Source organism: Buttiauxella sp. AC038 (genome assembly GCF_979253565.1).
Map to the genome: position 1 here is coordinate 2,709,018 of NZ_CEEDCQ010000001.1, position 11,887 is coordinate 2,720,904.

The following is an 11,887-nucleotide window of genomic DNA, read 5'->3' on the forward strand; positions in this document are numbered from 1 at the left end:
AACCCAGCGGTAAAGCATGGTGTGGTCGACTCTGACACCGCGGTCGGTCAGTATTTCCTGCAAAGCAGGATAACTGATACCGTATTTACAGTACCAGCGTACCGCCCGCATAATAATGTCACGACTGAAGTGCCGATCCTTGAATACGTTCATGATTTGCGTCACGGGTGAAAAAGACAGCAAGTTTTATCAGAGTTACGAGCTTTGCAATAGTACCTGTTATTCTTGCCGAGCATGGCAAGGGAAAATTGAGAAATGCCCTCATGAGGGGACAGGCTGTATTTTAAAAGGGAGTTCGGACATTCGAACTCCACTTTGTTAAGTACAAGGAATTTTATTTCGCTATATTCAGTTACTATCTTACGCAGAGTAATTCTTTATCGAGGAATATCCAGCCCACTAATTATTCCTCTGGAGAACACAATCTGCCATAACTGAGTTTGTCTGGCTCGAAATGCCCCAGCGCAAGCTGTCAGATAGTAATTAAACATGCGCTGAAAATTGGGTGTATAGGAGCCTTCAATATCCTCCCATTGGTCATTAAATTTCTTATGCCATGCCATCAACGTTTTATCATAGTCAGCACCAAAGTTGTGCCAGTCCTCAACAATAAAATGACGCTCACTTGCTTCTGCAATCTGTTTTATGGATGGCAGGCAACCATTCGGGAAAATATATTTATCAATCCATGGGTCAACATTATGCCCACTCTTATTACTGCCAATAGTGTGAAGTAACACTAAACCATCAGGCTTCAGACAGTGACCGACCACATTGAACCAGGTTGCATAGTTTTTTGGTCCAACATGCTCAAACATCCCGACTGAGACTACCCTGTCGTACTTATCTGTTCCGTCAAGATCACGATAGTCCGAGAGAATAATATTCACGTCCAGATCGGTACATCGTGCTATTGCTGCAGACTGTTGTTCAACTGATATAGTGATTCCATCCACTTTAACTCCGTAATGCGTTGAAGCATATTCTGCCAGACCTCCCCAGCCGCAACCAATATCCAGCAGGTGCATGCCCGGCTCTAGGTGGAGTTTCTCGCAAATAAGTCGTAACTTATCCTGCTGTGCCTCCTCCAGTGTTTTGGCTCGCTTCCAGTAACCGCAGGAATATTGCATCCACGAATCCAGCATAATGGCATAAAGATCATTACCCAAATCATAATGGTGCTCTCCAACAATCCATGCTCGTCTACGGGACTGCATATTCCGCAAACGTGAAATGCAGATATGGAACATTTCTCTAAAGTTGAACGGCATCATCTCTGACACGCCTGCGCGTAAAATCTTGGTGAAAAAGATATCTAGCGCAGGGCAATCCCAAAGACCTTCTACATAGGTTTCCCCAAGACCTATCGACCCTTCGTTGATAACCCGGGTATAAAACTGCTCGTCATGCACTGAGAGATCCCACGGTTTATCACCATTAATGCGGATCCCTGCTGGTGACAGCAATTTCTCCACAACCTGACGGGCTCGCGAGACACGTAAATTAGGTCTTTCGATAGCAACATTTGACATCTTTATCTCCTCATTTTGAGAAACCAAACAGGTAGTTCATCCATGGCAATTCAATCACCAGGTACAGGACGAAATAAGTCGCGCCTAACAATGTCCGCAGGCGCTAATAGCTTTTTGCAGATAAATAACCACTCCTGTAATAGATAGGTGCCTGACCATTTGCATAAGGGGTAATAATGCCCATGTTCCACAGCGTGCTACACAGGATGATGGCTAACGGGTATACGTTCAGTCATTCATTTCCACCACAACGGCTATCATGACGGGAACGGGATGACACAAAATGACGAGCCTCTGGAAATCAGTAAATGAGTAAATGAGTAAATGAGTAAATGAGTAAATGAGTAAGGATAGTTCGCCACATTTTGTCCATTTATTATTCTGTTATGTTAGTGATGTATTCGAAGATTTATAATTATTATAAAAGCGACATTAATGATGCCAAACTTAAATGTGATTCGCTTACTTTACATAACCTTTCTTCCCCAGACAATTAATAGAATTCCTTACTAAAAATTTAATTTACCTAGATTGTTAGTTAGTGGTGTTACTGATATTGAATAGGAGTCTTTCAAATTCCTTGAGACATTTAACAAATTTTATATTTAAAGGGGTGATTTTTGGAATTAAGGCATATACGTTATTTTCTGGCCGTAGCCGATGCAAAAAGTTTTACGTATGCCGCTGATGCTCTGGGTATTAGTCAACCACCACTGAGCATGCAAATACGGGATCTTGAAAAAGAAGTCGGGGCAGTCCTTTTTCATCGCCTACCCCGAGGGGTGGAACTCAATGCTGCGGGGGAAGAGTTTTATAAAAATATACATGAGATACCTCATCTGATTGAACGAGCCACGCTCTCGTCGCGAATGGCTTCGCGCGGGGAACTGGGACGACTAAAAGTAGGATTTACCTCTTCATCCACCTTCAATCCGATTGTGACAATGGGTATTAAAAATTTTAAAGATCAATATAAAAATGCCATTCTAAAAATAGATGAGGCACATACTGATAGTTTAATTCAACGCGTCAACAACGGTAGTATCGATATTGCATTTGTCAGGGCAGAAAAATCAGTCATTGAAGAGACATTCGATACTCTTGATATTAATCTGACTATTCAGGAAAAGCTATCATTAGTGACTTCAGTTAATACCGTATTTCCACCTCAAGAAGAATTATGTGTGAAGCAATTGTCAGATCGAGAATTAATATTATGCCCACGTGAATACAGTGTACATATGTACGAGACAATTATGAATATATTTGATAAGGCCGGGTGCTCCCCACTTATGAAACAAACCACCCCACAAATATCCTCAATCATCAATCTTGTTTCAACGGGTCTGGGTTATTCCATTGTGCCTGATTCAATGAGAAGTATTTTCAGTCATATGAAAGGCATTCAATTTTATACTATCAAAGATGATGAGGCTTATGTGCCACTGTCCCTGGTGAGCCGCCGATATGAACGTTCGGTAATGGTAAAGAATTTCATTGAGAGTATAGTGAATATGCACAAAGAAACGTAAGGTATAGAGATAAATAATCTGGCCCGCTTTTATAATTTATTGAGCGGGCTAGAAGTTATGTTGAAAATATTCACGACGCAAACGTTAGTTGTGAATATGTTTTATTTCAAGCTGGTTATGACCTGTAAAACTATTTATTTTGTAAAACCAAATAAATAACCAATCCATGGAATTTCAATAACCAGATATAGCAAGAAATAAATCACACCGAAAATTGTTCCCATTCGCCAGTAATCCTTTGCTGGTAGGTAGCCGCTTCCATAATAAATGGGGGCGGGACCATTTGCATAGGGCGTTATAATCCCCATAATTCCTTGCGTACCACACAGAAGGATGGCGAATGCATAAACGTTCATACCGTGCATACCGGCTACAATGGCAATCATAACCGGCACCAGTGCTGTGGCATGTGCCGTTCCGCTGGCAAAGAAGTAATGCAGAACAAAAAAGGCAATTAACAGAACGGTTATAGTCGCAAGCAAGGAAAAGCCTACCAGATCGCTTGAAATTCTCACACCCAGCCAGTGAACAAACCCGACACTGGAAAGCCCGGATGCTAAGGCTACAAGCGTAGCGAACCAAAAAAAGTATTCCAGGCGGCCTTATTGCTGGTGACATCTGCCCAGCTAATCACCCCGGTAATTAACATCAGAGCTATCACAATGAGTGCAGAAATTGCTGGTTCGATAACGCTCCCGAAACCTATCCATAGTATCAACGCCAGCATCACAAAAATGATTAGTAGTTTTTCGTGAAGTGAAAGGGAGCCTTGTTTTTGCAATTCTCCTGCAGCCCACACGGGGACTTGGTTATTACTCTTAATCTCAGGAGGATATAAATAATATGCCATTACCGGCGTAAGAAGCCATAACACAATCCCTACGGGGAGCATAGCAATAAACCAGTCCATCCAACTGATGGTAAGTCCGGTCAGTTCAGTGACCAGCGCACTGGCCAGAAGGTTGGGAGCCAAGGCGGTCAGGAACAGAGTGCTGCTCACACAGGTAGCCGATATAGAGACCCACATCAGATAAGAACCTATCCGCCTGGAACTTTCATCATGCGGTTTTGAATCATAAAGGGGCGGAAGATTACGAATGACCGGATAAATGGTTCCTCCACTTCTTGCTGTGTTCGAAGGGGTAAAGGGCGCGAGGATCAGGTCTGCAAGGGCAATCGCATACCCAAGAGTTAGTGTTCGTTTACCTAGTTTTTTTACCAGCATCAGCGAGATACGACGTCCAAGCCCAGTTTTTTCATATCCCAGCGCGAACATAAATGCGCTGAATATCAGCCAGACAGTACTATTGGAAAAGCCTGAAACCGCCCAGTTAAAGGCCTCATTGGTTGCATTAAACTTCGGACTAGCAAGTTGATGTGCAGAAAACAAAAGCCACGGACTGAATGTACTGATCACCAGTACCGCTATAAGCCCGATTACCGCGCCTGGTAAGGGCTCAAGTATGAGACCGACGATTGATCCTACGAAAATGGCAAAAAAATACCAGGTATAAGACTCCATGCCTGCCGGAGCGGGAATAAGGGCAATGATCAGTGCCACTATTACCGGCAGGAGTAACATGATTTTATTTTTCATGACATACGCTCCTGAACACCCGCATATCTGATGATATGCGGGTCATAACGACGAGAGGCTTAAATCGAAGTTCGTTTATAAATTGGGTATCGTGGCTCCCAGAAGACTTTTTCGAGGTTGTTAATGAGCTCAATATCGTTAATATTTGGCGCAACGTTATCTCTCATCGCCGCGTGTGCAACGGCTAGTGCGATTCGTTTTGACAGTAATGAAATATCATTTAATGCAGGCAGTAATCCCTGATCGCGTCCCGTCTGCATTGGCGAACTTTCAGCAAGGGTTTCACTGGCGACAAGGAACATATTTTCAGTTACACGGGTTGCATTGCTGATGAGAACACCGAGCCCAATTCCAGGGAAGATATAAGAATTATTGCACTGTGCAATAGGTATCCGTTTCCCGTTGTACTGAACTGGATCAAACGGGCTTCCACTGGCAACAATGGCATTCCCCTCTGTCCAGTCGATAATGTCCTGTGGGATAGCTTCGACACACCCAGTAGGATTTGAAAGCGGGAAAACAATCGGTCGTTTACAGTTCGCATACATATTGCGAATAACTTTCTCCGTGAAAATACCACGGCAGCCTGAAACACCAATAAGAGCTGTTGGGCGTATTTGTGTCACCAGTTCATCCAGCGACATGTTCTTCGGCTCAAATTTAAGTAAAGTGCGGTGTTTTGCCAGCTTGAGTTGGAAATCTGTCAGACCTTCGTGCTCGTCAGTAAGCAAACCATCTTTGTCTACCATGAAAATTTTACTTCTGGCTTCTTTTTCGGTAATACCTTCCTGCATCATTTTCGCGACAATAAGTTCTGCAATACCGCATCCGGCAGTTCCCGCCCCGACAAACATAAATCGCTGGTCGCTGAGTGTCATTTCTCCCGCCTTACTGGCAGCGAGAAGGCTACCTAACGTGACAGCAGCGGTACCCTGAATATCGTCATTAAAACAACACAAGCGGTTACGGTATTTCTCAAGTAAAGGTGTGGCATGACGGAGGGCAAAATCTTCAAATTGAAGCAGAACATTAGGCCAGCGATTCAGTACAGCGGTTATAAATTTATCAATAAAGGCATAGTAATCTTCATCAGAAATACGTGCATGATGAGAACCCATATAAAGAGGATCGCTTAAAAGCTCCGGATTATTAGTACCGACATCAAGGGTTATTGGTAAGGTTTGCTGTGGAGAAATACCCCCACAAGCGGTATATAGCGACAATTTACCAATAGGGATCCCCATCCCGCCAATGCCCTGATCGCCAAGGCCAAGTATGCGTTCACCATCAGTTACCACAATAACTTTTACATCATCATTACTGACATTCTGTAAAAGGGTATCTATATTTTCATGCTCAGACCAGGAAATAAACAGGCCGCGGGCACGACGATAGATTTCAGAGAAATGCTGACAGGCATAGCCTACTGTGGGGGTATAGATCAGAGGAAGTGAATCCTTAATGTGCGTTGTAATATACTTATAAAAAAGAACTTCATTTGTATCCTGTAAATTTCGCAAAAACACATGTTTGGCTTCATTTGAGATGAAGCGATTAAGTTGCATATGAACACGCTTCACCTGGTCGTCTAATGTTTCAATTTTTGGTGGAATCAGTCCGCTAAGATTAAAAGCATCTCGCTCTTCAGATGTAAATGCGCTCCCTTTATTTAATAATGAATTTTTTATTAGAGAATCACCGGAATGATAAGTGTAAACGTTTTTCATAATAGCCACCATGTATTTACTAAGATATGTGGGTTTATATCAGTTAAGACATAATATATTGAAGCTTAGGATTAAAATCCTACCGCTGGAATGATATTGTCAGAGTTGAGACATAGCATTGCTATTACTCTCTATAATCCAAATATAATCATTATTAATTCTGAGTTCTTGAAATGAGATTAAAAGTTTTAAGGTGAACAAACAATTCTTATTTATGACGATATGTATATGCAAAACCTATAGGTTACAGCCCCCATCACGGGGTCCGCTTGGGAAACGGAAAACATCCTACGCCACGCCTATTTTTTGTACAGATTACTATTCACTGAGCTTAATGTGCGGTATTTACCCTGTCCCAGTTTGAGGTTTGTTCTCCAGACGTAATCCCCGCTCAGGTTCATATGTTCCCATCCCAGCGGTGATAGATGGGTAATCAGTTGCTCATTCAGCACGTAAAATTCGTAATATTTCGGTCAATGCCGGTATCCGCTAGTACATGTAGTGGATGACGAGGCACGTGAACTTGCACGCCAGATTAACTCGACCGGGTAATGGGAATGGAGAACGAGCTCCCCCTGAACAATGGTAACCATAGCCCGAAGACTTCCTCCTTGAATATGAATTTCAGGGAGATGAAGAACTGGACTGTTTCCAACTGGACTTTCTGGATCGCCTTTAAACTCTTAGTTAGTCGTAATAAGAATCGAGGCGGGATTTATTAATAAAGGAATAAATATGGCTAACTAGTTTATTGCGACTGAAGGTGTAAAGGTGGTGAAGGACAGCGCCAGTCTGTGGCCGCAGATTCTTACTGCTGGCGCTGCATGGATGTTATGGTCAATGTCTATTAAATGCATGCCTGTCAGGCTCAGGCATGCATTTAAATTTGGCTACTCATTAAATACTTTTTTTGGATATGATGTTTTTCTACTTACTCCAAACCAACAATGCAATTCTTACCTGAACTTTTAGCTTGATAAAGTCGAATGTCTGCTTTTTTCAATATCTCATCAGGAGATGAACCTTCATTAGATGATGAAACACCACAGCTAAAGGTTACATTCAAACCCTCTTCACGCCATTGTTTTTGTTCTACTCTTTTTCTCCATAGATCCAGTAATGTATAGAAATCATCATAATTACCTCCTCTATAAATTACGACGAGTTCCTCGCCTCCGAATCTATATATATTCGTCAGGAACTCGCTGCCTGCTTTACTAATGTACGTTAGTACAATATCCCCTGTGTGATGCCCAAATGTATCATTTACCTTCTTAAAATTGTCAACGTCAATTATAGCGAAGTAGAACGCTCTTTCAGAGTGGAAAAGATGGTGGAAATCACAGTCAAATTTCTTTCTTGTATGTAAATTGGTAAGGCCATCCGTTTCAGCATCATGTATAGCGGCCTCAAGTTTTTTGCTATTGTCTTTTAAAGACTCGGAAACTTTCTTAATGCTATCGCCTTCATTGTCAATGGATATACCGTTAATGTTTAAGTAGAGTGCGGTGATGGCCTGTTTAAAATATAATTTAATTATAAATAATACGATTAAATAAGATATTAAACATGCCAGTGACACTAACAAAAATAAATTCTTTTCAGAATTACTGTGTGCTTCAAAATCAGCCTCGCTGACTACACTGAACGCAATCCATGCGGGGTTGTCATAAACGCGATAAAAAACATACTTGTTTCGTTTTTCATCAAAAAAATAACCTTCTGACTCTGTTGCCATGTCTATCCAGGCCTGAGGTATTGCTCTTTTAAATAATTCTTTAGTATTGGAATACATGATTAAGTGGCCATCATATGAAACAACTTTGAATCGAGCGTTGTAAGGGGCTTGGTTGTATTTTATCAATTCACTCAAGCTATGGAGGTCTAGATCGAAAGCAATATTACCTACGAATTCTGAATGGTCATTAAAAATATTCATACTGGTAGTGACGGCCATTCCGTTATTATACTTCGGTGTTTTGGTTACGGATTTATATGGTGCAGAGAATCGCACCTCATCTTTCCTTGCTGAGAAGGGATACCAGGGTCTTTCATTTACCTTAAAATTTGCCCCTAGGTTCTCTGGGTAAATTTTGTAGTTACCTTCTTTATCTGACAAAATAACTGTTTCGAAAAAAGTTGTTGAGTTTACGATAGATGGAATTATCGAATTCAGTTCTGTATGTGTAGGTGATATATAACCTTCAATGTCTTTTGACGTCAGTTGACCTAAAAGCGAGTGAAGTAATAACTCCATTTCCTGGACGGGTCTTTCTATAGCATTTCTGGCACTATTTTCATTAAATCGAGACATGGTCTCGATAAACTCCCCTTTATTTCTTACATCCATGGATAAAAATGAATATAGAAACATTATAACAAATGGAATAAAGGTGCTGGTCGTTAAAATGTAAATGCTTTTATGTGATATAGTGTTCTTCACGTGACTACAATGCTCCATGCAAGTTGTAAAATAGCTTTTATAAAAATAAGTATTCTAATTTAATTTTTTTATGGTAACTGTCGCATTAAATAAACGACTGGAAGTGGGGGAACTTAAATGTCCCATGGAAAATATGTGGGCATCATGAAATTGTAAAAGGATTTTAATTTAATTGTGAATGAATTTAACAAACAGCAAGCCATTGATACGTTAATAGAAAAAGCAGCGATATATCCCTGCCATAGGTGTGGGAATGTAAAATTTGCTTTACTAGATGGAGTATCCTTACTTCCATTAATAGAGTGTATAGATAGTCATACCATTGTTGATAGAATGAACACTCCGATTTTCCATGTGCTATGTGAAAATTGTGGCGCTCTTACTGCCCACTCCCTGGGTATGCTCGATTTAATGTCGAATAAATAAAATGCAGGGTATGACCTTCTCGACCTCCTTCCTTGTTAGTGTTATAGCGCAAGTCACATTGGTGAGGCAGAGGAGGATTTCGTTACCGGTTGCGTGACTATCGTTAGGTTCGATGGTGGGAATATGTGTGAACAACCGAAAGGATCTTCCCGGGATCCTTTCGGTTGCGTCGTAATCTCTTGCTCAGTAAAGGGGTTTGAAGTCCAGAGCGGTAAATTGCTCTTACCCAACAATAGTGGACACGCTGCCAGGTGAGTAAACTTTCAACCAGAGGTAGCTCACATGACAAAATCAGCATCAACCATCAAAAAGATCCCCAAAACAGCACTCGCCTGAATTCCGTCATGAAGCCCTTAACCTGGCTGAACGCATTGGTGTTGCCGTGATCTTACCTCGCGGCCTGGACTTTCAGGCTAGTGGTACGACGGTTAAACAGCACAAACGCAATGCCGGCCACAGGGATCAGTATTGCCACCCACGGAATACCTGCCGCGCCGAGGGCACTGTCTACGGTCATACCACCGATAATCCCGCCCAGTGCATTCGCCAGGTTGAAGGCTGAGATATTAGCGGTACCCGCCAGTTCCGGTGCAGTACTGCCATGTTTCAGTACGTTCATCTGTAATGGCGGGACATTACCGAATGAGGCAATGCCGAACAGGAACGTCGCCACCATAAACAACCAGTAATGGCTGCTGACCAGGCCAACAACAATCAGTGATACGACCATCAGGACCGGCCATAAAAGCTGCGCCTGGCGCAGGTTGCGGTCAGCCGTCATACCCCCGATATGGTTACCCACCACGAGGCCCAGTCCGACCACAAACAGCAGTACGGTTAACGCCTGTACGCTGTAACCTGCCACCTGCTCTGCCAGTGGTGCAATGTAACCATACAGCGTCATAAAGCCCGTCCAGCACAGAACGGTGATCGCAAGGCTTGCCAATAACGGGCCATGACGGAATACCGCCAGCTGCTGACGGACACTTTTACCCGGCTCAGGAGGCTGGCGCTGAATGGTCAGCATAATAGCAACCAGCGCCACCGCACCCAGGGCGGAGACAACATAAAACGTCACGTTCCAGCCGAAGATATTGCCAATCCAGGCCCCGAACGGCACACCCAACACGTTGGCCAGCGTCAGCCCGGCAAACATTTGCCCTACTGCGCGACCCGCAAGATTCTCTGCCACCAGTCGCGTTGCGACCACCGCACCGATACCGTAAAACGGCCCCTGTACCAGGCCCGCCAGCACCCTGCTGACCAGCAGCACCGAATAACTGGTGGATAAGGCGCTGACGAGGTTGGCGGCAATAAACATCACCATCAATCCGGCCAGGACATTACGTTTTTCAAAACGGGCGAGCCACAGCGTCAGCACCGGCCCACCGATAACAATTGCCATCGCGTAAGCGGTGATAACGTTTCCCGCCTGACCGTCGGTGATATTAAGGGAGTGCGCCATGGTGGTGAGTAACCCGGCGACAACAAACTCGGCGGTGCCGATAGCAAAAGCGGATAAGGTCAGTATCCAGACCTCTAAAGGGATACGTTGCGGTTTCATAAGTGACTCTGACAGATGAATGATGAGAGTCATTCTGGGCTAAAGAATCACTTTTGATAATGGCAGTAATATGGAATGGATTATTTTGTTTTTATGAATAAACCTGTTACCGGATCATTCATTATCCAGCCAGTTGATGAAAAACTCGCTGAAAGCCGTCACTTGCAAAGGCTGAAAACGGCGTTGCGGGTAGACAAACTGGAGGCCAACCTGTTTTTTGTCATGGCGACTGAAACCGATAAAGGTGTCGGCAAATAAGACGATGAGCCGCCCCTGTTCGACATCGCGCTTCACATCCCACCATGATTTGCTGGCGATACCCGCACCGGCCAGCACCCACTGGCGTAGCAGGGCACCATCATCACACACCATGGCCGGCGTGACCCGCACCATGGAGGGCACATCATGCTCTTCAAAACGCCACTCGTTCATCGGCGTGCCGCGCTGCTCCATCACCAGGCAACGATGCCCGTGCAGGTCATCCGGATGCACAGGTGCCCCATGTGTTTCAAGGTAGCTTTTTGACGCAACCAGTACACGGCGATTGGGGCGGATAAATTTCGTCACCAGATTGCTGTCCGGGAGGTTGCCGAAGCGCACGCTCATGTCCAGACGGTTGGCAATCAAATCCACCACACTTTCACTCAGATAGACAAAGCTTCTGACTTCAGGATGCAGACGGGAAAAATCGAGCAGTGCGGCCGAAAGATACTGCCGGCCAAAATCTGATGGCGCTGAAATACGCAGGCTGCCGCTGAGCATCCCGTCCTTCTGTGTCAGTTTCGACTCGGCCTGCGCCATTTCCTCCATCACGCGAAGTGCGGCGTGGTAAAAATCCTCACCGGCACGTGTCAGTGCAATTGCCCGGGTGGAACGATTAAACAGCCGGGTCTGATAGCGTTCCTCCAGTGCCTTTAACCGGGCCGTCATGGTGGCAGGAGAAAGATTCATCCGCCGTCCGGCTGCGGCCAGTCCACCCGCCTCCACGACTTCCACCAGTAACGTCATATCTTCAAACTTGCCCATTATTCCGTTTTCCTGAAAATAGAATCAGTTATTCCCGCCA

6 protein-coding genes and 2 pseudogenes are annotated in these 11,887 nt (G+C 43.9%); 1 reads left to right on the forward strand and 7 read right to left on the reverse strand.

Annotation, left to right across the window (positions count from 1 at the left end):
- Positions 1 to 153, reverse strand: a pseudogene (locus AC0IXI_RS12830) (IS6 family transposase); the annotation flags it as partial.
- A gap of 224 nt (positions 154 to 377) precedes the next feature.
- Complete coding sequence (gene cfa, locus AC0IXI_RS12835; RefSeq protein WP_471682548.1) at positions 378 to 1,532, reverse strand: cyclopropane fatty acyl phospholipid synthase; 1,155 nt, start codon at positions 1,530 to 1,532, stop codon at positions 378 to 380.
- Between the two features lie 620 nt (positions 1,533 to 2,152).
- Between cfa and AC0IXI_RS12840 the strand changes: the two genes are divergently transcribed.
- Positions 2,153 to 3,064: a LysR family transcriptional regulator gene (locus AC0IXI_RS12840; protein ID WP_471682549.1), complete on the forward strand. Its 912-nt coding sequence runs from the start codon at positions 2,153 to 2,155 to the stop codon at positions 3,062 to 3,064.
- Positions 3,065 to 3,198: 134 nt separating this feature from the next.
- Here AC0IXI_RS12840 and AC0IXI_RS12845 read toward each other — a convergent pair.
- The 5 genes and pseudogenes from AC0IXI_RS12845 to AC0IXI_RS12865 all read right to left on the reverse strand — a co-directional run bounded on the left by AC0IXI_RS12845 (position 3,199) and on the right by AC0IXI_RS12865 (position 11,847).
- A pseudogene (locus tag AC0IXI_RS12845) lies at positions 3,199 to 4,661 on the reverse strand (anion permease).
- A 59-nt stretch (positions 4,662 to 4,720) separates the two neighbouring features.
- Complete coding sequence (locus AC0IXI_RS12850; RefSeq protein WP_424221549.1) at positions 4,721 to 6,388, reverse strand: NAD-dependent malic enzyme; 1,668 nt, start codon at positions 6,386 to 6,388, stop codon at positions 4,721 to 4,723.
- Positions 6,389 to 7,319: 931 nt separating this feature from the next.
- Positions 7,320 to 8,702 carry a sensor domain-containing diguanylate cyclase gene (locus AC0IXI_RS12855; RefSeq protein ID WP_471682550.1) on the reverse strand — a complete coding sequence of 461 codons (1,383 nt, stop codon included), beginning with the start codon at positions 8,700 to 8,702 and terminating at the stop codon, positions 7,320 to 7,322.
- Positions 8,703 to 9,645: 943 nt separating this feature from the next.
- Positions 9,646 to 10,821 (reverse strand): MFS transporter, encoded by a 1,176-nt coding sequence (locus AC0IXI_RS12860; protein WP_424221551.1) that lies wholly within the window; start codon positions 10,819 to 10,821, stop codon positions 9,646 to 9,648.
- A 114-nt stretch (positions 10,822 to 10,935) separates the two neighbouring features.
- On the reverse strand, positions 10,936 to 11,847 hold the full coding sequence (locus tag AC0IXI_RS12865; protein WP_424221552.1) for a LysR family transcriptional regulator: 912 nt from the start codon (positions 11,845 to 11,847) through the stop codon (positions 10,936 to 10,938).
- Positions 11,848 to 11,887: the final 40 nt, after the last annotated feature.